General features: G+C 61.9%; 15 protein-coding genes. 10 read left to right on the top strand and 5 right to left on the bottom strand.

Going from position 1 to position 23088, the window contains the following annotated elements; genetic code table 11:
• Nucleotides 1–49: 49 nt before the first annotated feature.
• The 3 genes from LLH00_07490 to LLH00_07480 all read right to left on the bottom strand — a co-directional run bounded on the left by LLH00_07490 (nucleotide 50) and on the right by LLH00_07480 (nucleotide 5366).
• The gene (locus LLH00_07490; GenBank protein ID MCE5271115.1) at nucleotides 50–1840 is read right to left on the bottom strand and encodes an HAD-IIIC family phosphatase; all 1791 of its coding nucleotides are present in this window, start codon (nucleotides 1838–1840) and stop codon (nucleotides 50–52) included.
• Between the two features lie 73 nt (nucleotides 1841–1913).
• On the bottom strand, nucleotides 1914–3107 hold the full coding sequence (locus tag LLH00_07485; GenBank protein ID MCE5271114.1) for an SDR family oxidoreductase: 1194 nt from the start codon (nucleotides 3105–3107) through the stop codon (nucleotides 1914–1916).
• Between the two features lie 1206 nt (nucleotides 3108–4313).
• Nucleotides 4314–5366, bottom strand: a complete 1053-nt coding sequence (locus LLH00_07480; GenBank protein ID MCE5271113.1) for a LacI family transcriptional regulator — start codon at nucleotides 5364–5366, stop codon at nucleotides 4314–4316.
• A 343-nt stretch (nucleotides 5367–5709) separates the two neighbouring features.
• Between LLH00_07480 and LLH00_07475 the strand changes: the two genes are divergently transcribed.
• The 3 genes from LLH00_07475 to LLH00_07465 all read left to right on the top strand — a co-directional run bounded on the left by LLH00_07475 (nucleotide 5710) and on the right by LLH00_07465 (nucleotide 9657).
• On the top strand, nucleotides 5710–7098 hold the full coding sequence (locus tag LLH00_07475; GenBank protein ID MCE5271112.1) for an alpha-L-fucosidase: 1389 nt from the start codon (nucleotides 5710–5712) through the stop codon (nucleotides 7096–7098).
• Between the two features lie 96 nt (nucleotides 7099–7194).
• Nucleotides 7195–8013, top strand: coding sequence for an L-rhamnose mutarotase (locus LLH00_07470; GenBank protein ID MCE5271111.1), 819 nt, complete (start codon nucleotides 7195–7197; stop codon nucleotides 8011–8013).
• A 72-nt stretch (nucleotides 8014–8085) separates the two neighbouring features.
• Complete coding sequence (locus tag LLH00_07465; GenBank protein ID MCE5271110.1) at nucleotides 8086–9657, top strand: sodium:solute symporter; 1572 nt, start codon at nucleotides 8086–8088, stop codon at nucleotides 9655–9657.
• A 102-nt stretch (nucleotides 9658–9759) separates the two neighbouring features.
• Here the strand turns inward: LLH00_07465 and LLH00_07460 are convergent, their stop codons facing one another.
• Together LLH00_07460 and LLH00_07455 are read right to left on the bottom strand one after the other, a co-directional pair.
• Complete coding sequence (locus LLH00_07460; protein MCE5271109.1) at nucleotides 9760–11037, bottom strand: beta-lactamase family protein; 1278 nt, start codon at nucleotides 11035–11037, stop codon at nucleotides 9760–9762.
• Nucleotides 11038–11319: 282 nt separating this feature from the next.
• Nucleotides 11320–12972, bottom strand: coding sequence for an amidohydrolase family protein (locus tag LLH00_07455; GenBank protein ID MCE5271108.1), 1653 nt, complete (start codon nucleotides 12970–12972; stop codon nucleotides 11320–11322).
• 216 nt (nucleotides 12973–13188) lie between these two features.
• On the opposite strand from LLH00_07455, the gene LLH00_07450 reads away from it, so the two are divergent.
• The 7 genes from LLH00_07450 (at nucleotide 13189) to LLH00_07420 (ending at nucleotide 23088) form a co-directional block, all read left to right on the top strand.
• Nucleotides 13189–13956 (top strand): creatininase family protein, encoded by a 768-nt coding sequence (locus tag LLH00_07450; GenBank protein ID MCE5271107.1) that lies wholly within the window; start codon nucleotides 13189–13191, stop codon nucleotides 13954–13956.
• Nucleotides 13957–14078: 122 nt separating this feature from the next.
• Nucleotides 14079–15326 (top strand): DegT/DnrJ/EryC1/StrS family aminotransferase, encoded by a 1248-nt coding sequence (locus LLH00_07445; protein MCE5271106.1) that lies wholly within the window; start codon nucleotides 14079–14081, stop codon nucleotides 15324–15326.
• A gap of 51 nt (nucleotides 15327–15377) precedes the next feature.
• A complete protein-coding gene (locus tag LLH00_07440; protein ID MCE5271105.1) occupies nucleotides 15378–16556 on the top strand; it encodes a hypothetical protein in 1179 nt (392 codons plus the stop codon).
• 138 nt (nucleotides 16557–16694) lie between these two features.
• The gene (locus tag LLH00_07435; protein MCE5271104.1) at nucleotides 16695–17330 is read left to right on the top strand and encodes a TetR/AcrR family transcriptional regulator; all 636 of its coding nucleotides are present in this window, start codon (nucleotides 16695–16697) and stop codon (nucleotides 17328–17330) included.
• A 9-nt stretch (nucleotides 17331–17339) separates the two neighbouring features.
• Nucleotides 17340–18821, top strand: coding sequence for a TolC family protein (locus LLH00_07430; GenBank protein ID MCE5271103.1), 1482 nt, complete (start codon nucleotides 17340–17342; stop codon nucleotides 18819–18821).
• Nucleotides 18822–18853: 32 nt separating this feature from the next.
• The gene (locus LLH00_07425; protein MCE5271102.1) at nucleotides 18854–20002 is read left to right on the top strand and encodes an efflux RND transporter periplasmic adaptor subunit; all 1149 of its coding nucleotides are present in this window, start codon (nucleotides 18854–18856) and stop codon (nucleotides 20000–20002) included.
• Nucleotides 19999–23088, top strand: coding sequence for a multidrug efflux RND transporter permease subunit (locus LLH00_07420; GenBank protein ID MCE5271101.1), 3090 nt, complete (start codon nucleotides 19999–20001; stop codon nucleotides 23086–23088). The genes LLH00_07425 and LLH00_07420 overlap by 4 nt, the downstream gene beginning before the upstream one ends.

The raw sequence follows: 23088 nt of genomic DNA, 5'->3' as shown, positions 1-23088 counted from the left end.
CTCTGCGAGGAGTTTGGCTTGTCTCGGCCTGAGGATAATTATCCTTAATTTAAAACTGCGTTTTGATCTCTTTGAATATATGCGGCATTAAATCCCGCATTCCGTCGAGATCGCAGATGTACTCTATTCCATCAACCCCGGTCATTTTTTTCGGGGAGGCGAGAAACCCCCGGTCCGGGAAAAAGTTTCGCACCTGGCTGTTTTTCGTTGTAGGAATGTATTCCCCCACGGCCGTCCTGGCCCCTTTAAGCCGCATGAACGCAAGCACCTGCGCCAGGAACGCGTCTTCCACTTTTCTCCCCAGCACCCGGCAGGAAACGAGGAAAGTGTCTATCCGTGCCTTCTCTTGTTCGAAAACGACAATAGCCACTCCTACCAGACCAGAATCACCGAACCTGTCGGACAGGTGGAGGCAGAGCACATCCGAAACGGGGTTTTCGACAATGAAAGAAATCTCTGATTCGCTGTAGCGTCGGGTGGTGAGATTGAACTGATTTGTGCGTTGCGTCAACTGGGCCACACGGGGCAGGGTGAACGAATCCGCCAGATCGACTGTCAGAACCATTTCGAGTGAAATCAGGTAAGCGTTAAGATCCACTGCTGTCTGGCGGAATTTCCTCCGCTGGACCTCCGCCCTGTAGAGAGAGCCGCGTTCACGGTCCTCGTGGCTGAGGGCCAGGGTTTCGAACAGGCCGCAGGCGGCCAGCTTGCGGGCGTTGTGCACCGCTTCAGTCACGGGCAGGTGCAGAAGGCTGACCTCGGGCAGCATATCGCGCACGAGGTTTATCTCGAACTCGCTGTCATCAACGAAGACAATGCTGTCAAGTCCGATATTCAACTCACTGGCTATTTCCCTAAGGTTGGTGGTTTTATCGTTCCAATTTATCCGCCAACTGGATATATGCTCCTCACGCAGCAACATGCCGGGATGGTTCCTGAACACCTCCCAGAAATCGGCCTCGTTGTTCTTGCTGCACAGGGCCAGGATGATTCCCCTATGGTACAGGTTCAGCACTTCTTCCTGAAATTCCTGGAAAGCGGAGCCGGGGTGTGTGCTTGAAAGCTTGATCCCAGCCATGCCGTCCTCCCCGATTATCCCGCCCCACAGGACATTGTCGCCATCCAGCGCCAGGCACTTTCTGTTTTTCCCGATCAGGGGACGGACAATACGGAAAACTTCCTCGGCCAGAGCTTCCTGACCTTTCAGGGAGTATGGCGAGCGAGCCATGTGCCAGTAACGCTGGTCGAAAAAGACCCCATCGCCAAGGCGCATGCGGCAGAGGTTGAGGTCAAGAAAGTAGCCATCGACACGGTTGCGGAGCAACTCACGCAGGCCGTCGTTCAGGGACCGGATCACCTGCTCCTGCCCAGAGGCTCCCTGGCTTTCCATTACTCCCAGAGCGGGATAGGAGGGGAGCTCAAAGGCAGTCCAGATAACCCGTGCGGCCGTCCTCTGTCTGACGGCATCCAGTGTGGCGGCACAATAATCGAGCACCCGCTGCGATTCCTCTTTGACCGCCTCAGGCGTCAACGCAGCAAAGCTCTTTGACAGCTTCCAGGAAACATTTTCGAGACGCAGGAGAATGATTACCAGGCTGGTTTCATCGTTAAGTAGGACGGAAGTGAGTTCGCTGGCACCGCTGGCATCCTGAATCACGTTGTCGTAATTGCCCCAGCGCACGACGGCATTCAATCCCTCCCTGTAGGCCTGGAAACGAAGATACTGCGCCAGCGGGTCCGCCATGATCGAACGCAAAACAGCTATTTTGAACACCGGCAGACTGTTGAGGTCCTCTCGCTCCAGTTGGTCCACGATTTCAGAGTAGGTAATCTCTTTCATTCGGTCCCGCCGTGTTGTTCACTTGCGATTGTCTTAGTGATTCGGCCCGTTAGCGGATGTATATCCGGCAGGCTCAGCCCATCACCCTTCCGCCGCAGACACGCAGGTTCTCGCCGGTTATATGACAGGCCCGCTCGCTGATCAGGAAAGTCACGGCTTCAGCTATGTCCGGGGGGGTGCCGAGACGTCTTAGCGGTGACTGCATCTTTTCGAGCAGTTTTGCCTTTTCGGGAAGGTTTGCGATAAAATCAGTCTCTGTCATCCCAGGAGAGACGCAGTTGACTCTGATTCCCCTGGGCCCGAGTTCCACAGCCAGCGACCGCGTCAGAGACACCAGGGCGGCCTTGCAGAGGTTATACGGCACCAACTTGGCTGGAGGGTTGCTATCGGCGTAGATACTCGAAATGTTCACGATCGATCCTTGCCCGCGCTGCAGAAGATGAGGGATTGCCGCTTGGCAAAGATTGAAGGCTCCTTTCAACTGGATGTCTATGTGGGTCTGAATATGTTTCCAGGACAGGCTGGTGAAATCCAGCGGTTCGATTGAAGGAGCGGCATTGTTGACAACCCCTTCCAGAGGGCCGAGACGTTCGACCGCCGTCTCTACCATCCGGTCTACCTCACTTCTGTGCGATATGTCTGCTTTTATGGTTATCGCCCTGCCGCCCTGCTGTTTGATAAGGGAGTACACCTTTTCAGCCTCCCTTTCACTTGAACAATAATTGACCGCCACCGGATAACCCTCAGCGGCGAGACGTAAAGCGATTGCCGCACCTATACCCCTTCCCGCGCCGCTTACGATCACCGCCCCTTTCCCTTTGGTCGGCTCATGTTTTTCCGGTTCTTTCGTTTCCAGCATTTTTACCCTGGCCTCACCCTCGATCACTTTGGTACCCGTCTCACCTTTGGTGACCATCGTACTCAGGACCAGCACTCTCTGGGATTCCGATTTTTCTATAACCTTGGCCCAGACCCGGATTTTATCCCCTACCAGAACGGGGGCAAGAAACCGGAGGCTCTGCTCGTACCACAACGCCCCTCGTCCTGGCAGTCTGGTGCCGATTATTGCAGAAATGAAGGAGGCTGTCAGCATGCCGTGCGCCACGCGCTTGCGCATGCTGGTGCCAGCGGCGAATTCACTGTCCATGTGCAGCGGGTTGTCGTCCCCTGTAAGCTCCGAGAAGGTGTCTATATCTTTCTCGGTAATCGTATGAAATACTTCCGCCTCGTCACCTACCGCAATGGAGTGAAACCTGTCATTTATCATAATCGGCTGCGCTTCCCGGCTAAGTGATTATCAGACTGGAGAAAGGCTCGGAATACAGCGCTTTCTTGCTGTTAAGGCACATAGGGATAAGCCATCTGTTCGAAACCCTTAATCAGCATCTTGGGACCGAATTATGTCTTATCTGGATTTCAGGCAACAGCCGGTTTCGGCGCCCTGTACCGGTCAGCCATTCGAATATAATTCATAGTCGCTTTAACTATCAATTGATTTTATCCATGTCGATACTTATATGGCTGACCATTTTTCTCGATGTGGCGAATTGGCAATTGGATAAAGCCCTAACTCTTGAGTCAAAAGAAATATCCTCTCACCTGTCTAGATTTCGCTTAATTTACAGAAGGAGGCCATTGAATTCAAGCCTGTATCAATTGCCTGATTTTTTTGTCATGTACGACCTGAGCAATCCGGAGTTGGAGGGTGTTCCGATTGGCCGGATGGATTTTCAGCGTTCTCTGAGGGTCGGTTTCAACGCGGACATCCTGGATGTCAGCCACCTGTTCCCAACCTTCGAGATCTCTCATAATTAGTGGTCGAGTTTGTGGCGAGAGGTCAATTAAATAGCATTCCCTGGAGTTAATTATAGACAAATCAGTGCTGTCCGGTTAAAAACCGAGTTGTAACCCCAACTGGCCGATGTCTGGTTTCAGGGGTTTTAGGTTATCGGCTTTGAGATTTTGAACTTCAATTAAGAAAAAGTGGTAGCCCTCTCATTTTCTATTTTACCGGACAGTACTGAGTCTGAGATAATAACCACTCCCCCCGAACCGCTTTCTGGCCGTAGCGTTTGAGCCATGCATACCGCCACAAGGCCATCAGACGACCAAGGTAGAGCGATCACCCCTCCGACCGAGCCACTTGGGTGGAGAACCGAGCCTACAGGTACGTCTTTGCATCTAATGGCCGAGGAAGAAATTTCTATTCAATTTGGATGGATTCAGGGAAAAAATGCATTTTCAATTCAGCTTGGCAAAGCGTGCCCCTGGGTTCGCCTGGGGTTCACTTTCGTGCCTTTTCGTACTCGGTTTTGAGATTGAGGCCAGACTTAACCGATTGATTTATAAGGAAGTTAATTTTAAGCCTCAAATCCCGCCTTCGGCGCCAAAAATATGACGGCCCGGTTCTGAAAGGAATCGGGCCGTCGCCTTTTTACCCTGCCAATGAAACCCTGAGGATCATGATCGGTTCTCAACTGTTCCGGAGGGTCGACTGGCGGACCACAAGCTGCGGCCGCAGCTCCTGGTGCACCACTTTTCTTTCGGTCGTCCCGGCGGCGCTCATCCGCCCCGACAGGATCCGGGCCGCCAGCTGCCCCAGCGTCAGCGCGTCGTGGGTGACCGAGGTCAGCGGCACGGCGAGCAGCTCCGACTCCAGCAGGTTGGAGAACCCGGCCAGGCCCATGGTGTTCGGAATATTCACGCCCTCGCGCCTGAGCACCTGGTACGCGCCCAGGGCCACCGGGTCGTTGACACAGAAAATCGCATCGGGCTGATCTTTGCGGCCCAGGACCCGCTCCATCTCCGCCATCCCGCCGTCGATCGAGAACCCCACCCGGACTATGTCTTTCCGGCCCACCCTGAGGCCGGCCTCCCGCAGGGCTTCACGGTACCCACGCAGCCTCTCGTCGGCTGTCCACACGTTGCGCGGCCCGGCGAAGTGCAGGATTTTACGGTAGCCCTGCTCGATCATATGGGCTGTCACTTGGTAGGCGCCCTCAAAATCGCCGACAGTGACCGAGCTCACCTCCAGTTCGGGGATCATCCGGTCGATGAACACCAAGGGGCAGCCGCTGGCCATGATTTTCCGGGCGGTATCCCGGCTTTCCAAAGTCGAGGCGGGCGCCAGGATGATGCCATCCACCCGGTGCCTGAGCAGCGCCTGCACCTCCTGATACTCCTTGGCGGGGCTGTCGAAAGTGCAGCAGAGGAATATCCGGTAATTCTCCCGGTTCAACACCGACTCGACACCTTTCACCACGGACGGGAATATCGTGACCCCGATATCCGGCACGACTACTCCCACGGTGCGGGTCTTGTGAGATAACAGGTTACTGGCCACCAGATTGGGCACGTAGCCCATCTCCTTGGCCGTCCGTATTATTTTCTCCCGGGTCGCAGGGCTGACACCGCCCGAGTTGCGCAGGGCGCGCGAGACAGTCATCACCGACACTTCGCACTTCCGGGCGATATCCTTGAGGCCCACGAACGGGGAGCCAGGACTGCCGATTTTATTCGTTTTCAAGCGGCCAGACCGCCTCTCTGAGCGCCGTTGTCCGGCTGTTGAGAAAAAGCCGTGGAAAGACCCGCCGCTTTTTTACTCATCCAGCGGTGGAACATTCGGAAAAGACTTGCGCGAAGATCAAACCCGGAATATAATGTTAACGTTAACGCGCCATAAAATACTTATCTTATGGCGATAAGTCAACGCTCAAAGTATTCCAAGCCTGTCTCACTTGGCGTTATAACACTTTTACAGATAGATACGAGCTTTATCAAGGCAAATCGCTGCGGCCTGCATGGTGTTAACGTTATCTCGCGTCGTAAAAACGTCCACTTCCATTTTTCCATTCAACAAGGACCGGGTTATGCTCAGTCTTGTGAACAGGGTCGCGGCCTCGGTGCTCAGAGCAGGTTGCCTGCTCATGCTCGCGCTGGCAGTGGCGGTGACAGCTGAAAGCGGTTTCTGCCAGCAGGGGGCGAAAAGCACTCCGGACAAAATGGCCTGGTGGAGTCAGGCGCGCTTCGGGCTTTTCCTCCACTGGGGCCTCTACGCCCAGCCGGCGCGCGGGGAATGGGTCAAAAGCGTCGAGCGCATCTCGGATGAGGATTATCGGAAGTATTTCGAGCTGTTCGACCCCGACCTCTACGACCCGGCGCAATGGGCCCGCACGGCAAAGAAAGCCGGGATGAAATATGTCGTGATCACGACCAAGCACCACGAGGGGTTCTGCCTCTGGGACTCCAAGCACACGGATTACAAAGCCCCCAACACGCCCTGCGGAAAAGACCTCATTCGGCCCCTGGTCGAGGCTTTACGCAACGAGGGACTGCGGGTGGGGTTCTACTATTCCCTGATCGACTGGCACCATCCCGATTTCACGCTCGACGAGAACCACCCGATGTCCGGCGACAAGGAATTCGCCAGGAAAGCCGCCGCCAGGGACATGTCCCGTTACGACGAATACCTTCACGCCCAGGTGCGGGAACTGCTCACCCAGTTCGGCCGGATCGACTACCTGTTCCTGGACTATTCCTATCCCGGCAAGGGCCGTAACGAGTGGCAGTCGGAAAAACTCCTCAAGATGATCCGCGAGCTGCAGCCGGATATCATTGTCAACGACCGCCTGGACCTGCTGGATGTGCCCGGGGGCTGGGATTTCAGGACCCCAGAGCAGTTCATGCCCAGGCAGTGGGTGCAGGTGGACGGCAAGCGGGTGCCCTGGGAAACCTGCCAGACTTTGTCCGGTTGGTGGGGCTACGACCGCGACGGCGGCAACTACAAGAGCGTCCGTCAACTTATTGCCATGCTGATCGAGACAGTCAGCAAGGGCGGCAACCTGTTGCTCAATGTCGGACCCACGGCGCGCGGCACGTTCGACTACCGCGCCATGAACGCGCTCGACGGGATCGGGAAGTGGATGGAGTTGCATAGCCGCTCGATTTACGGCTGCACCCAGGCCCCCGAGGGGTTCAAGACCCCGGCCAACTGCCTGCTGACCTACAACGCCGCCAGGAACCGCCTCTATGTCCATGTCCTCGAATGGCCGCTCGGGGAGCTGTGCCTGGACGGGTTCGCGGGGAAAGTCAAATACGCACAGCTTCTGAACGACGCATCCGAGCTGAAAATCATCGAGGACAACAAAGGCGCCTGGATGTCCTCGGAGGGGAATCCCGCTGGCGGCACCCTGCGTATTGCCCTGCCGGTGCGTAAGCCGGAGGTCGAGATCCCGGTGGTGGAGCTGTTCCTGAACTGAATGCACCGAAACGCCCGATGCGTTTTCTGCGGGCGATGGCGAATTGTCAGGGCTACATTACAGGGTGCATTTTCATCCTTGGCCGGGAGCGGATGTATGAAAAAGGCTCTTATAGTCCTGACTGCCGCCCTGGCGCTCTGCGGGTCGGGCTGCGGGCGGACCGAGCCGGAACGCAAAGCGGCGGCGGCTGACAGCACGGCTCAACAGACGGCGAAACCGGAAACGAAAAGCGAGGGTGGACAAGTGAAACACTACGGCGGGTTGATCCAGGTCAGGCCGGAATATGAGGAACGGTACGTCATCATTCACCGTCATGTCTGGCCCGAGGTCCTGGACCGGATCGCCAGGTCCAACATCCGGGACTACACGATATTCATGCACGAGGGCTGCCTGTACTCGAATTACGATTACGTGGGAGCGGACTACCGGGCCGACATGGCCGCCATCGCCGCCGACCCGGTGACCCGGGACTGGTGGAAACTGACCGACCCGATGCAGGAGCAGCTCGAACCCGGGAAAGAGGGTGAATGGTGGGCCCCGCTGGATATCCTGCTCGAGGATACGGTAAAGCAGGTCAGCTCCGCCGGGGTCGAGCGCCACGGCTATCTCGCGCTGCTCAAACCCGGCCGCGAGCAGGAGGTCCGCTCGGCTTTCGCCGGCCTGGCGAAAGAGTACTCCGGAGAGGCGATCCGTGCGGCGAGCATCCAGAATTTCGTTTTCTATCTCAAGGCGCCGCGGCTTTTCCTCTACCTGGAGTACTACGGGAGGGATTTCGCCGCGGACCGCGAGCGGTTCCTGCAAAGCGGAAAATGGCTGGCCCTGGAAAAAGTCCTGGCCCCCTGCCTGGAGCGGCAACAAGCTGAATCCGGCCCCAGCCTGTGGGTCGAGATGCAGGACGTGTTCCACACCGACTGAAAGTGGCTTGCAGTCTGCGGACTGTTTAACTTTTCTACAAGCTCCGGCACATTCCATCCGGCGGGTATCACAGTGGACTCGATAAACCAGTTGCGGTTCTGGGATTACGCGGTCATAGTCTTTATCCTGGTATCCCTGGTGACGATAGGAATGCTCCGGGGACGGAAGCTGCACGGAGATATCGATTTTTTCCTGGCCGGGCGGAGCGTGCGCTGGCCGATGATCGGGTTTTCCATCTTCGCCAGCAACATCTCGGCCGAGCACCTGGTCGGGCTGGCCGGCGCGGGCTACATGTACGGCCTTCTGCACGGCAATTACGAGTGGATGGCCGCCGGGCCGCTGCTGATGCTGGCCCTGATCTTCGCGCCCTACTACCTGAGCACCCGGGTCAGCACCATGCCGGAGTTCCTGGAGCGCCGGTTCAACCGTGCCTGCCGGGATTTCCTGGGCTGGCTCAACGTGATCACCACCATTTTCATCCGCCTGGGAGTGGCGCTCTACGCGGGCGGCCTGGTGATCCGGGTGTTCCTGGGCTGGCCGCTCTGGCTGAGCATCCTGGTGCTTTCCCTTCTGGCGGCGAGCTACACGATTGTGGGCGGCCTGGCCGCGGTCATTGTCACCGAATCGTTCTCCGCGAACATAATGATCGCGGGCTCGGCGCTCCTGACACTGATCGGCATTTCCAAAGTCGGGGGGATCGGTGAACTGGTGGCCCGGGTGCCGGCGGAGTTCTGGTCCATGCTGCGCCCGGCCGGCGACCCCGAGATGCCGTGGTACGCGATCATCTTCGGCTACCCAGTTCTGGGCATCTGGTACTGGTGCACCGACCAGCTGATGGTCCAGCGCGTGCTGGGGGCGCGCGACCTCAAGAACGGCCAGCTGGGGGTGATTTTCGCCGGGTTCCTCAAGCTGCTGCCGGTGTTCATTTTCGTGCTGCCGGGAGTCATCGCTTTCGCCCTTTACCCGAACCTGAGCAACGGTGACCTGGCCTACCCCACCATAATCAGCAACTGGCTGCCGACAGGCCTGCGCGGGGTGATGGTGGCTGTGCTGATAGTGGCCCTGCTGAGCACTATCGACGCGGGCCTCAACTCGATCAGCACCATTTTCGCCCTGGACATTTTCCGCAAGTGGATGCCCGACTCCAGCCACGAGAGACTGCTGTTGATCGGGCGCCTGGCCACCGCCGGGGCGATGCTGCTCGCGGTTGTCTGGTCGCCCATGATCGGACGGTTCCCCAAGGGGATTTTCATCGCGATCAACCAGCTCATCGCCGCGATAGCCCCGCCTCTTACCGCCGTGTTCCTGATGGGGGTGCTGTGGAAAAGGACCACCCCCAGGGCCGCGGAGCTGGCCCTCTGGATAGGCGAACCGGTGACCGTGGCCGTGGGCTTGGCCAATGTTCTGGGCTGGCCAGCAGGTTTCTGGCCGCACTGGATGAATTTCATGTTCCTGGCCTTTGTCATGCTGCTGGTGATAATGCTGTTCATGGCGGCGGTCTCGCTGTTCACCCGCCCGACAGCCCCGGACAAGGCCCTGCCCACCCTGAGCGGGCTCAACCGCGCCGGTTCGGGCCGTGTGGTGTACGTGCTCGCAGGCTGCCTTCTTGCGCTCATAGTCGGGCTCTACTCGATATTCGGTTGAACTGTCCGCCAATGCCACCGGCACTGGAAAAAAACGGCCTGGTTCCGTAAGGAGCCAGGCCGTCACTGCGCGTGCCACGGTCCATGACAGGGACCGTCGGCTCTACTGGACGATCGACTGATAGGCCGCAACCTCGAAACGGTCCAGAAGAGGCAGGTCTCCGGTGGGATGGAGCTGCGACATGATCACGCCGATCAGTTCCTCCTTGGGATCGATGAAGAACTGTGTGTTGTAGAACCCGCCCCAGCCGTACTTGCCCTGGGTGCCGATCTCGCTCAGAGACGCCTGGATACCGAATCCCAGGCCGAAATCCTGGGTCGGGCTGTCGGTCTTGACCTGCATGGAGCGCATCATCTCGACAGTTTTGGGGCTCAGAAGGCGCACGCCATTAAGCTCTCCGCCGTTCAGGAGCATCTGGGCGAACTTGGCGTAATCCTGGGTGCTGGCGCAGAGTCCTCCGCCGCCGGAGAAATATTTCATCTCACCCTTGTAGGGGTAATCGGCGTCGTACCGGAACGGGCCCTCCCAGATCGGGCTGTCCGGGAACGGCTGCAAGCCCTTGTCGTCGTACCATGTGTAGACCGAGGCCAGACGGCTCAGCTTGGACTGCGGGACGAAAAACTGGGTGTCGTTCATGCCCAGCGGGTCGAAAATGCGGGTCTTGAGGAACTTGTCCAGGGGCATACCCGAGACCACCTCGATCAGGTAGCCCAGGGCATCCGTGTTCAGCCCGTACTCGAATCTCTCGCCGGGGTTGAACAGCAGCGGAAGCTTGGCCATGCGCCTGGTGCTCTCGGCCAGGGTGAGGGTCTCCTGCTTGATCCCGTTGCCCACCTCGGCGTCCTTGTAGAACGGGCCGAGGTCGGGGTCCCACTGGTAGACCAGCCCCGAGGTGTGGGTGAGCAGTTCGAAGATCGTGATCTCACTGGTGGCCGGCACGGTGTAGGTCTTGCCGTCCGGGGTCTTTTTCAGCACGACCGGGTTCTTGAACTCGGGGATGTACTTGGAGACCGGGTCGCTCAGCGCGAAACGGCCCTCCTCGTACAGCATCATCGCGGCCACGCTGGTGATCGGCTTGCTCATGGAGCAGATGCGGAAGATGGCGTCCTTGGGCATGGGGATCGACTTCTCGCGGTCCTGCATCCCGTGCGCCTTGAAATATACCACCTTGCCGTGACGCATGACCAGGCTCACTGTCCCGGCCACCCGCTTGTCGGCGATATAGCCCTCGATCACCGAATCGATCCGCGCCAGGCGGGCGGAGGACATGCCGAGAGTCTCGGGCTTGGCCAGGGGCAGGTCGGCGGCCCGCAGAGACGGCAGAACCAGCATGATTGCGGCGAGCAGAACGAGCAGCAGGTTGGAGTGACGCGGTCGCATTGTGAGGTCCTCCCTCGGTGTGTGGATTGAGGTCCCGGAACGCTCCGGGACAGCCGGTACGACAAGACTTCCCAGGATTACGGGCAAGCGGTTGGAGCCTGTAATCAAAACGTGTCAAAGCGGTCGTATGGGCACGGCATTCCGTGCCGGATCCACCGGATTAAATCCCCCCCAATCCCCTTTTGCCAAAGCAGGGGGAGGCCGTCCACCTGACTGTTTCCGCCCGACAGGACCGTGTCTGGCTGGGAACCGGCTGCGTGCGAAAGACAAGCCGAAAAGGCATCACAGACTCCAGCCGCAGCCGGCGGCCAGACGGATGAAATTGCCGCCCAGCACCAGGCGCATCTCCTCCCCGGTAAGATTGCGGTCGTACACCACCCAACCCAGGATCGGGGCCGGGTTGCGCATCGGGATATCGGTGCCGAACAGCACCCTTTCCGCCCCCGCGTTCCGCACCAGGTGGCCCACCATGCCGTAGGGCACCGAGGTGTAGTTGATCTCCAGCCACACGTTGTGGAACCGCCGCGCCATCTCGATACACTGGGCCGCCACGCGCGGGCTGGCCCCGGCGTGGGCCATCAGGAACTGCGCGTTGGGGTGGCGCGGGGCGAGGATTTCGATCTCCGAGGCCGGCACTCCGCCCAGGGGCTCGAAATCGAAATGGCAGAGCACGGGCAAGTGCAGCCTGTCGGCCAGCTCCAGCATCGGACGGAACGAGCGGTCGGAAAGGGCCGTGCGCTGGGTGAACGGATAGGGTTTGAAACCGAAGAATCTCCGCTCACCCGTAAACAGGGCGGCGGTGGATTCCCAGTGCTCGGGGTAGTTGGGGTTGTACACGGCCAGGGGCAGGAACCGCCCCGGATAGTCCTGCGCAGCCTGCGATGCCACCTCGTTGCCCGCGGGGGCATCGCCGCTCAACAGGCTCCAGCTCGAAATCACCGTGGCCCGGACACCCAGGCGCCCGCTCACCCGCGCAATGGAGGCCGCATCCTGCGGGCCGAGGCTGAGGCCCATCATTCCATCCACTCCCGGCGGCGCGATATGCCCATGGGCATCGTAGAACGGGATGCCGGTCAGCGGACGGCCCTCATCCACGAGCCGCAGAATCTCGGGCCGATCCGGGTCCTCGGGCAGCGCGGGGGTGGGCCCCAGGCCCAGAAGGGCTTCCAGGTTCTCCGCGGCGATCCTTCCTCTATCGTCATCCGATATTTCGGCGTAGGCCAGCATGGCCCGCGCCGCCCCGGGGCTCACCGCGCCCAGCCCGGTCCCGAACAGCAGCCGCCCGGCGCCCCAGTGTCCGCAGATAAACGGGAACGCCTCGAACGCCTGGAGCAGCGAGGTTTCCAGCAGCAGGTTCGGGCACTGGTCGAGCAGGGGGTACAGACGGGTCAGGTGGGTGTAGTTGCCCCCGACCAGCACCAGGGGCAGGCCGGGATAGTCGCGGGCGAGCTGTTTCAGCCCGGACCAGTCGATCTGGCGCTGCTCGTGGGTGCCGGCCTGACGGTAGTTGTACCAGATCTGGTCAAAGTCCAGCCAGAGCGGTACACGCCGTTCCTGGAGCAATTCCAGCACCGCGCGCACGAGCGGCAGGCTGAAATCCACCCCGTGCCAGTGCGGGAACATGCGGAAAGCGCGCACCCCGCGCTCGAGCCAGTCACGGCATTCGGCGGCCAGGTCACGGTCCGGAATGTAGGGGGCGTGGCTCAGCACGGCGCAGGGCACGAATCGCGGCTCGGCCTCGATTTCCCGCAGAAGGCAGGCGTTGGCGGCGCGGGGGTCCATCTCGCGGGCCTGGATATGGTAGACCAGCGCCCGGCTGATCCGGCAGTGGTCCAACTCCGCGAGCAGTTCCCGGCGGTCGGCCGGAGCGCCGGGCAGGCGTCCGGCCGGAGGGCCGAAAGCGCAGTTGGAGTCGAAATACACGACCTGGCTCATGTGTCTGTCCCTCCGCGCTTCGGCTGTTTTCACGGTGTGTCGCCGCTGCGGCGCAGCCAGCTCCGTCTTTCGCCATGCGGCCACGGCGATGAATATAGCCGCTTTCCGTCTCCAGTCAACAGAGGCTGACAGGCACGGCCGCAAAGACCTGTTCCCCTGCGCCGGAAAAGCTGTTATTTTTGGCCCGTTCACCGACCCTCGGACAAGGAGCGACACATGCCGGAACTCAACGCCGCCGGGAAGAAACTGTTCCTGGCCGACTATGCCTGGGACGAGCTGGAGCGCATCGAGGACAAGACGGAAATCAAGCTGATCCTGCCGGTCGGCTCGATCGAGGAGCACGGCTACCACCTTCCCCTGCGCACCGACATCCTTCTTGCCGCGCAGATAGCCGCACGGGCCGCCCGCAGCCGCACGGACACGCTCGTGCTGCCCGAGCTGAGCTACGGCTACTGCATGAACGTGGTCAACTACTGCGGCACGCTCAGCCTGTCCGCGGACACGCTGATCAACACAGTGTGCGACATCGTGGAGGGCCTCTACCGTCACGGGTTCCGCAAGCTGGTGATCTACAACGGCCACGGCGGCAACTGCGGCGCCCTGGACACGGCCCAGCGCGAGGCCCTGAGGCGCCTGGTCCCGGCCGGGCAACCGTTCCGTTCGGATTTCGATATCCTGCTCGCCACCACGGTCTTTCACGTGCCGGGCGACCTGGAGGAGGTGACCGGGGGACGCGAGTGGGGCCACGCCTGCCAGGTGGAGACCTCGGCCATGCTGGCCCTGGCCCCGGAGCTGGTGGACATGTCGCGCGCGGTGGATGAGTACATGCCCGGCGACCCCGAGACTGTCTGGCGCATCCGGGACCTGAAAAAGTTCACCGCCTCGGGGGTGCACGGCACGCCCACGCTGAGCAGCGCGGCCAAGGGCGAGAAACTGGTGGGTATCCTGGTCGGGCGCCTGGGGCAGTTGCTGGAAAAGCTGTAGGAATCGCCCCGGGGAATAGATATTTTGTGTGCTCGGTCCGGGCGAGAGGCTCCAGCCGCCCCACCGTCGACAGAGAAAACCGAATCCTGAAGCCAGCCCACTTATTGTGAAAGGCCTGCCAGATGGAAAAGCTCGCGCTTCACGGCGGCGACCCGGTGCGCGCCGTGCCGCTCGACCCCAACCGCCTGCGCCCGCTGAGGTTCGACCAGCGGGAAAAAGAGGCCCTGCTGCGGGTGGTCGACAGCGGGGTGCTCTGCCGCTCGTTCGGCAGCGAGGCGCTCGCTCTGGAGAAAGAGTTCGCCCGGTATTTCGGCCTTCCGCACGCGACAGCCTGCTCCAGCGGGACCGCGGCGATCCACACCGCCCTGGCCGGGGTGGGCGTGGGCTGGCGCGATGAGGTGATCACGAGCCCGATCACGGACCAGGGCTCGATCATCCCGATCATCGCCCAGGGGGCCCTTCCGGTGTTCGCGGATGTGGACCCGGAGACTTTCAACATGAGCCCCGAGGCCGTGGCCCGGGTGGTCACTCCCCGCACGAAAGCCATCCTGCTGGTGCACCTGGCAGGCCTGGCCAGCGGCCTCGATGAGATCAAGGCCCTGGCCCGCAGCCGCGGGATCGCCCTGGTGGAGGACTGCGCCCAGAGCTGGCTGGCCGGCTACAAGGGCGCGCTGGCCGGTACGTTCGGCGCGGTGGGCTGTTTTAGCTACAACGGCTACAAGCATATCGAGTGCGGCGACGGCGGGGTGTGCGTGACCAGCGATCCGGAGGTGGCCCGCCGCATGCGCCTGTTCGTGGACAAGTGCTACGACCGCACGGGCGGGGCGCGCAACCCGCAGTTTTTCGGGATGAACTACCGTATGACCGAGATACAGGCCGCGGTGGCCCGGGTGCAACTGACCAAGCTGGAGCGGATCATCGCGCGGCGGCGTCAGATCGCGGACACCCTGCTGTCCGGGCTGCGCGGTGTCCCCGGCCTGCGCCTGCCGGTGGCGCCCGAGGGCTGCGACCACAGTTGGTGGTATTTCGTGCTGCGGGCCGAGCGCGGCGTGGTGCGGGCCTCCGCCTCCGAGCTGGCTGCGGCCCTGGCCGCCGAGGGCCTTCCCGCCTGGACCGGCTATTGCGGCGGACGGCCGGTGTACCTGTACGAGTGTTTCCAGGACAGCGCCGTCTCGCCGTTCGCCCTGCCGCCCCTGGACCCGCAGGGACGCGAGCTGAAAGAGCTCTACCCGGCCGGTCTCTGCCCGGTGGCCGAGAACCTGCTGGATGAGATGATTATCCTGTCCATGAACGAGTTCTACCAGGAGAAGGATGTCGCCGACATTCTGGCCGGCGTGCGCAAGGTGTTCTCCTGGTACGCCGCGAACTGATCCGTCCGGCTGCGACCAAGGCGCAGCCTCAACCTGTCGGGGGACGCCCGCATGAGCCTGTGGAAAAAACTCCTGTTCTCCCTGCTGCCGCTCGTTGTCATCGTTCTCCTGGGCGAGAGCGCCTGCCGGATAAAGTACTACCGGGCGCACGAGGACGGGCTGCCGTACCTGCTCGCCCCGTTCATGTGGAAAAGCAAGGTGGACGTGATCAACATCCCGCAGGTGATCCGGGTCAACGCCCCGCGCGACACGCTGATCTATTCCCCGTGCAGCGGAGAAAGCCTGCCCCAGACCTATCACCAGATCAACGGCTTCACTTGGCGCGGTAAGGCGTTCCAGCCGCTCAAGGCAGACGGGACCTACCGTATCCTGACCGTGGGAGGCTCCACGGTGGAGAGCCGCAACAACGCGGATGAGGAAACCTGGTCCGCCCAGCTCGAGACCATGCTGAACGATTCCACCACGGCAGGAGTGCATTACGAGGTGATCAACGGCGGCAAGGTGGGCTACAACTCGGAGTCGGTGTTCCTGCACCTGCAGAACTACGGCTTCGCCCTTCAGCCGGACATGGTGATCTACTACGAGGCTTACAACGACGTGAACAAGGGCCTGCTGGACAAGAAAATCGGGCTGCTCGGCCGCAGCACTTTCGGCTGGCTGCACCGCAGGCTGTACTTTTCCTCCATGCTCTACACCTACCTGGTGCAGAAATGGCACTACCGCCAGGCGGACCGTATGCTGAGCGGCGGAAACAGCGGCCGCTCCGGCGAGGAGACCCGGCTGATCGAGCAGGGGATGCGGCAGATAATCCAGGCCTGCCGGGAGCGCTCAATCCAGTTCGTCTATGTCCGTCAGGCGATCGATTTTCCGCTGGGCGCCGACAGCCTCGACCTGACCGACCGGGCCACGCTGGAGGGCCTGCTCTCCGGCAGCCTGAAATACAGCCCGGAACTGAATAAACTGGCCGGATCGGATAATTTCCCGCTCAAGCAGCGCCTGGTCAACACGATCCAGACCGATTTCTGCCGGGCGGCGGGCGTGCCGGTGATCGACCCGCTGCCGTCGCTGGATGTGGCCCGCAGCGAGGGGCAGCATCTGTTCACCGACATAGTCCATAAGACCTGTTTCGCCGAGCGTATCCTGGCCCGGGTGATCCGCGACAACCTGCCGCCCGTGCTGCAGCAAGACCCGGCCTGGCGGAAACTCGCCGCAAGGGATCGTAAGCCGTAAATCTCGCTGTATCAGTGCTTTTAGAACCGGACCCGGCACTCCTTCTGTCGGCTTGACTTGCAGCCGCGGCTTTATTAAAATGACTGCTCAGTCCAAAAAATGACCGGGCGGTCATTTTTTTGTAACGGGAGGATCGTGATGAATGTCTCAGTGCCAAAACACAAGGCCCTGCTTGTCCAGCTCGCCCGCCAGAACATCGTGGATGCGGTGACACGGATCATCGCGGCGGACGGCGTGCAGGGTTTCAGCATGGACCGGGTGGCCGCCGAGGCCGGAGTGGCCAAGGGCACGCTCTACCGCTATTTCACCACCAAGAGCGCCCTGGTGCGGGCCACGGTGGACCACTGCCTGGTCCCGATGCAGGACGAGCTTCTCGAGACCCTGGGCCGGACCGGCCCGCCGGATGTCCTTCTGGCCGAGATGATCCAGCGCCACTTGGGGTTCTTCGAGCGGCACCGCAGCTTTTTCCGCGTGCTGCTCTACGACCGCACTCTGGCCCAGAGCAAGGCCGCGCGCTACAAGAACAGCCGCTTCCGCCAGTTGATGGAGCGCACCGCCGCGGTGGTCGAGGCGGGGATGCAGGCCGGCCTGTTCCGGCCCCTCGACCCACTCAAGGTAGCCACGGTGATCCTGGAGGCGGACATCGCGATGATCGGCCGGAGGCTGATCTGCGAAGACCCCGGACCGGTGGAGGACGACGCGGCGCTACTCAGGGACATGCTGATTCACGGTATCGGACAGCCCGGTCCAGGTGACCGGCAAGGACAAAGGTGAGAACTCAAGATGAAGCAAACAGAGTTGAAAAAGACGGGGCTGCTCCTGATCCTGGGCCTGCTGGCTCTCACGGCCTGCACCCGCCTGGCCGAGCGCCCGCTCGAACACCGTATCCCGAGCGCGCCGGACAGCCAGTGGCGGCCTCCCAAAAACGCCGCGGCCCCGGCCGTGACGCGCGACACCACGCACAGCGGCCTGGAGGCGATCAGCCCAGAGATGCGGGCCCGCAACTGGACCCTGGCCGACATCGTGGACATCGCCCTGAGCAACAACCCGCTCACCCGGGCGAGCTGGCAGTCCGCCCGCGCCGCCGCGGCGCACTACGGCAGCGAGAAAGCCGCCTGGCTGCCCAGGCTGGACGCGGACGGCGGCTACGGACACTCCCGCGGCTCCACGGCCGGGGGACGGCTGGCCTACAAGTCGATCAGCTATGACGCCGGGGTGAGCCTGAGCTACATCCTGTTCAATTTCGGCCGCCGCATCGCGGATGTAGAAGCCGCCCGCCAGGACATGCTCGCCCGGAACTGGAGCCACAACGCCACGGTGCAGACCGTGATCCTGGCCGTGCAGCAGGCCTATTACCAGTACCAGTACTCCAAGGCCATGTACAAGTCCAGCCAGGCCTCCCTGGAGGAGGCCCGCCGTGACCTGGACGCCGCCGAGCAGCGCCGCGCCGCCGGGCTGGCCACGGTGGCGGACGTGCTCCAGGCCAAGACGCGCGCCTCGCAGGCCGAGCTGTCCATGCTGAGCGTGGAGGGACAGATCAAGACCTTGCGCGGCAGCCTGGCCACGGTCATGGGCCTGCCCGCCGACCTGGAATACGATATCGACTATCTGCCCGAGGACGTGCCGGCCGACTCGGTGACAGTCACGGTGGACCGCCTGATCGACGAGGCCCTGGCCCGCCGTCCCGACCTGGCCGCCGCGCGCGCCCAGGCGCTCAAGGCCCGCGCCGAGTCGGCCTCGATCAGCCGGGCGCGCTACCCCGAAATCAGCCTGACCGGCGGCGCCGGACGTATCTACTACAACAGCCGGGACCGTCAGGGCGACACCTACAACGTATCGCTGGGCGTGAGTGTGCCGCTGTTTACCGGGTTCAAGGCCGAGAACGATATGCTGGAGGCGCGCGCCAAGGCCGAGGGCGCCGAGGAGCAAGCCCGCGGCGTCCAGCAGCAGGTGGTGCTGGATGTCTGGACCAGCTATTACGACCTTCAGACCGCGGCCAAGCGCCTGGCCACCAGCCGCGACCTCCTGGCCAGCGCGGATGAATCGCACAAGGTGGCCCTGGAGCGCTACCGCTCTGGAGTTGGCTCGATCCTGGAGCTGCTGCAGAGCCAGTCTGCGCTCGAGGACGCCCGGGCGCAGAACATCCAGGCCCGCACCGACTGGTTCCTCTGTCTGGCCCGGCTGGCGAAAGACACCGGCTCGCTGGGCCTGGGACAGACGAGTTTGATCCCAACCGCAGGCAACGCCACGAACGAGGGTAAATGAGTATGAGTGCGAAGATGAATGCGGGATTCGGCGTGAGAAGAAACATCCGGAGCCTGGCCGCCCCGGCGCTCTGCCTGGGCCTGATCAGCCTGGCCGCCTGCAACGGGAACGACAGGCCGGCCGTGGCGCCCCCGGTGCCTGTGCTGGTCGATACGGTCAAGGTGCAGGACGTGCCCCTGGAAGTGCGCTCCATCGGGAGCGTGGAGGCCTACAACACCGTGTCGGTCAAGGCCCGGGTGGGCGGTGAGATAAAGAAAGTGTATTTCGAGGAGGGCCAGGATGTCAGGCGCGGCGACATGCTGTTCCTGATCGACCCGGCCCCCTACCAGGCCGCGCTGGAGTCCGCCCGCGCGGACCTGGCCCGCGACAGCGCGGCCTGGCTGAATGCTCGCGAAACAGTGAAACGCTACTCCGAGCTGGTGCGCAAGGAATACATCACCGCCCAGCAGTTCGATGACATGCAGGCCCAGGAACGCCAGCTCGCAGCCTCGGTCATGGCCGCCCGGGCCGACCTGGACAACGCGAAGCTGAACCTCGATTTCTGCTCGGTCCGCTCGCCGCTGGACGGCCGCACGGGCATGCGCATGGTCGACCAGGGCAACGTGATCAAGGCCAACGAGGGCGAACTGGTGGTGATCAACCAGGTGCGCCCGATCTATGTCACTTTCACCATCGCCGAGCGCTACCTGACCGAGATACGGGCCCAGGACGGAGCCGACGGTGAGCTGCGCGTGCTGGTCAACATCCCGGACGACGGGGAGAAGCTGCACGAGGGCCGGCTCAGTTTCCTGGACAACATGGTGGATGAAGCCACCGGCACACTGCGGCTCAAGGCCGTGTTCGACAACCAGGACCTGGCCCTCTGGCCGGGACAGTTCGTGGACACGCGCCTGGTGCTGAAAATCCTGCACGGGGTGGTCACCGCGCCCTCGCAGGCCGTGCAGCCGGGCCAGAACGGCAGCTTCGTCTACGTGGTCAAGCCCGACATGAGCGTGGAGTCGCGCCCGGTGGCGGTCTCCTACGACAGCGACAACCTCACAGTGTTCGACAGCGGCCTTCAGCCCTCGGAAGTTGTGGTCACCGACGGCCAGTTGCGGCTGCGTCCCGGCTCGACAGTCCAGTTCAAGAGCGGCTTGAGCGCGAGCGCGCCCGACTCCGCCGCGGGTGGGGGCGTGCAATGAATTTCTCCGAACTTTTCATCAGACGCCCGGTGGCGACTATTCTTATCATGTTCGCCATCCTGCTGTTCGGCATATACGCCTACCGTCAGTTGCCCGTGGCCGAGCTGCCCAACGTGGATTTCCCCACGCTGCAAGTGTCGGCCTCGCTGCCCGGGGCGAGCCCCGAGACCATGGCCAGCGCGGTGGCGACCCCGCTGGAGCGCCAGTTCTCGACTATCTCCGGCCTGAGCTCCATGACCTCGACCAGCAGCCAGAGCAGCACCAGCATCACCCTTCAGTTCGACCTGTCGCGCGACCTGGACGCCGCGGCGCTGGACGTACAGTCGGCCATCTCGACCGCCCAGCGCCAGCTTCCCGCCGACATGCCCAGCCCGCCGTCGTACCGCAAGGTGAACCCGGCCGACATGCCGATTCTCTACCTGGCCCTCACCTCGCCCACCATGCCGCTGTCGGACCTGGACGAGTACGGCGAGACGATGATGGCGCAGCGGATTTCGATGGTCAACGGCGTGGCCCAGGTGAACGTGTACGGCTCGCAGAAATACGCCGTGCGGGCCTACCTGGACCCCAAGCTCCTGGCCTCGCGCGGGATCGGGATCGACGAGGTGCAGCAGGCGATCAAATCGGCCAACGTGAACCTTCCCACCGGTATCCTCTACGGCCGCTACAAGGCTTTCACCGTGGAGGCCACCGGCCAGCTCAACGAGGCCAAGAAATACGAGCCTGTGATCGTGGCCTACCGCAACGGACGCCCGGTGCGCCTGGGCGAGCTGGGACGGGTGATCAACAGCGTGGAGAACGACAAGACCGCGGCCTGGTTCGTGGACCAGCGGGCCCTGATCCTGGCGATCCAGCGCCAGCCGGGGACCAACACCGTTGCCGTGGCCCAGGCGGTCAAGGACCTTCTGCCGCAGTTCAGGGCCAAGCTGCCGCCCTCGGTCAACCTTCAGATCCTGTTCGACCGCTCGAACTCGATCCGCGAGTCCTTCACGGACGTCAAGTTCACCATGTGGCTGACCCTGGGCCTGGTGGTGCTGGTGATATTCCTGTTCCTGCGCAACGTCTCGGCCACCCTGATCCCCAGCCTGTCGCTGCCGATGTCGATTGTGGGGACGTTCGCGGTGATGCAACTACTGGGCTACAGTTTGAACAACCTGTCGCTCATGGCGCTGATCCTTTCGATCGGGTTCGTGGTGGATGACGCGATAGTGATGCTGGAAAACATCGTGCGCCACATGGAGATGGGCAAGAAACCGCTCCAGGCGGCCCTGGACGGGTCGCGCGAGATCGGGTTCACTATCATGTCGATGACCCTGTCGCTGGTGGCGGTGTTCATCCCGGTGCTGATGATGGGCGGGCTGATCGGGCGGCTGTTCCACGAGTTCGCGGTCTCGATCAGCGTGGCGATCCTGCTATCCGGGTTCATCTCGCTGACACTGACCCCGATGCTGGGCAGCCGTATCCTCTCCGCTCAGTCGCACAAGAGCCACGGACGGTTCTACCGGGCGAGCGAGCGCTTTTTCGACCGCATGCTGGCCGTCTACGAAAAGGGTCTGGCCTGGTCGCTCCACCACCGCGGTTTCACCATGTTCTATTCGGTGCTGATTCTGATCCTGATGGGCTACCTGTTCAAGATCGCCCCCAAGGGTTTCCTGCCCAGCCAGGACAACGGCCAGCTGTTCATCATGACCGAGGCGGCCCAGGGCATCTCGTTCGAGGATATGGTCAAGCACCAGCGGGCCGTGGCGGACGCGGTGCGTCAGAACCCCAACGTGGACGCGTTCATGTGCAGCGCCGGGGCGCGCGGCTCCTCCGGGGCCAACGGCGGCACCCTGATGTTGAGGCTGAAACCCAGGCACGAGCGCAAGGCCTCTGTGGATGAGGTGATCCAGCAGCTTCGCCCGGAAGTGTCGAAAATCCCAGGGATCATGGCCTACATGCAGAACCCGCCGCCCATCCGTATCGGCGGCACCATGACCAAGGGCCAGTACCAGTTCATCCTGCAGAGCACGGACACGGACGAGCTGTACAAGTATTCCAACATCCTGCTCGAAAAGCTGAAAGCCGCGCCGGGGTTCCTGGACGTGAACACGGACCTGCAGATCACCAACCCTACGGTGGAGGTGAAGATCGACCGGGACAAGGCCTCCAGCCTGGGGATCAGCGCCGAGCAGGTGGAAAGCGCCCTCTACAGTGCCTACGGCGACCGCCAGGTCTCCATGATCTACACGCCGAACAACACCTATTACGTGATCATGGAACTCGACCCCAAGTTTCAGCGCGACCCGGACATGCTCGCGCTGCTGTACGTGCGCTCGAACAGCGGCAAGCTGGTGCCGCTGGAGGTGGTGGCCAAGCTGGAGCGCACCCTGGGGCCGCTCACGGTCTCGCATTTCGGGCAACTGCCCTCGGTGACCATCTCGTTCAACCTTCCGCCGGGAGTCTCCCTGGGCCAGGCGGTATCGACCGTGGAGGAAATTTCGCGCCAGAGCATGCCGGCCACGATCAGCACCACATTCTCGGGCACGGCCCAGGCGTTCCAGTCCTCGATCAGCGGCATGCAGTACCTTCTGCTGCTGGCCGTGCTGGTGATTTACATCGTGCTGGGCATCCTGTACGAGAGCTTCATCCACCCGCTGACCATCCTGACCGCCCTGCCCTTTGCCGGGTTCGGGGCGCTGGTCACGCTGCTGCTGTTCAAGGTGGAGTTGAATATTTATGCTTTCGTGGGTATCGTGATGCTGGTGGGCCTGGTCAAGAAGAACGGGATCATGATGATCGATTTCGCCCTGGAGGCCCAGCGCGAGCAGAAACGCAGCGCCTACGACTCGATCTACGAGGCCTGCAAGGTGCGTTTCCGGCCGATCATGATGACCACCATGGCCGCCCTGATGGGCACGTTGCCGATCGCGGTGGGCTACGGCGCCGGCGGCGAGGCCCGTCAGCCCCTGGGCCTGGCAGTTGTGGGCGGGCTGGTGTTCTCGCAGTTCCTGACCCTGTTCGTCACGCCGGTGTTCTACCTCTACATGGACCAGCTTCAGAACCGTCTGCGCCGTGGACGGAAAAAGAGCCTGCCGGTCGCCTGA

The sequence above is a fragment of the bacterium genome, from assembly GCA_021372515.1.
Lineage (GTDB): Bacteria > Gemmatimonadota > Glassbacteria > GWA2-58-10 > GWA2-58-10 > JAJFUG01.
This window is presented reverse-complemented; position numbering and strand designations above follow the sequence as displayed.

What these genes read in the sequence shown, in the direction of transcription:
- LLH00_07485 (MCE5271114.1), bottom strand. Translation starts at nt 3,107, where the DNA reads ATGATAAATGACAGGTTTCACTCCATTGCGGTAGGTGACGAGGCGGAA.
- LLH00_07435 (MCE5271104.1), top strand. Translation starts at nt 16,695, where the DNA reads ATGAATGTCTCAGTGCCAAAACACAAGGCCCTGCTTGTCCAGCTCGCC.
- LLH00_07470 (MCE5271111.1), top strand. Translation starts at nt 7,195, where the DNA reads ATGAAAAAGGCTCTTATAGTCCTGACTGCCGCCCTGGCGCTCTGCGGG.
- LLH00_07440 (MCE5271105.1), top strand. Translation starts at nt 15,378, where the DNA reads ATGAGCCTGTGGAAAAAACTCCTGTTCTCCCTGCTGCCGCTCGTTGTC.
- LLH00_07420 (MCE5271101.1), top strand. Translation starts at nt 19,999, where the DNA reads ATGAATTTCTCCGAACTTTTCATCAGACGCCCGGTGGCGACTATTCTT.
- LLH00_07460 (MCE5271109.1), bottom strand. Translation starts at nt 11,037, where the DNA reads ATGCGACCGCGTCACTCCAACCTGCTGCTCGTTCTGCTCGCCGCAATC.
- LLH00_07455 (MCE5271108.1), bottom strand. Translation starts at nt 12,972, where the DNA reads ATGAGCCAGGTCGTGTATTTCGACTCCAACTGCGCTTTCGGCCCTCCG.
- LLH00_07430 (MCE5271103.1), top strand. Translation starts at nt 17,340, where the DNA reads ATGAAGCAAACAGAGTTGAAAAAGACGGGGCTGCTCCTGATCCTGGGC.
- LLH00_07475 (MCE5271112.1), top strand. Translation starts at nt 5,710, where the DNA reads ATGCTCAGTCTTGTGAACAGGGTCGCGGCCTCGGTGCTCAGAGCAGGT.
- LLH00_07445 (MCE5271106.1), top strand. Translation starts at nt 14,079, where the DNA reads ATGGAAAAGCTCGCGCTTCACGGCGGCGACCCGGTGCGCGCCGTGCCG.
- LLH00_07450 (MCE5271107.1), top strand. Translation starts at nt 13,189, where the DNA reads ATGCCGGAACTCAACGCCGCCGGGAAGAAACTGTTCCTGGCCGACTAT.
- LLH00_07490 (MCE5271115.1), bottom strand. Translation starts at nt 1,840, where the DNA reads ATGAAAGAGATTACCTACTCTGAAATCGTGGACCAACTGGAGCGAGAG.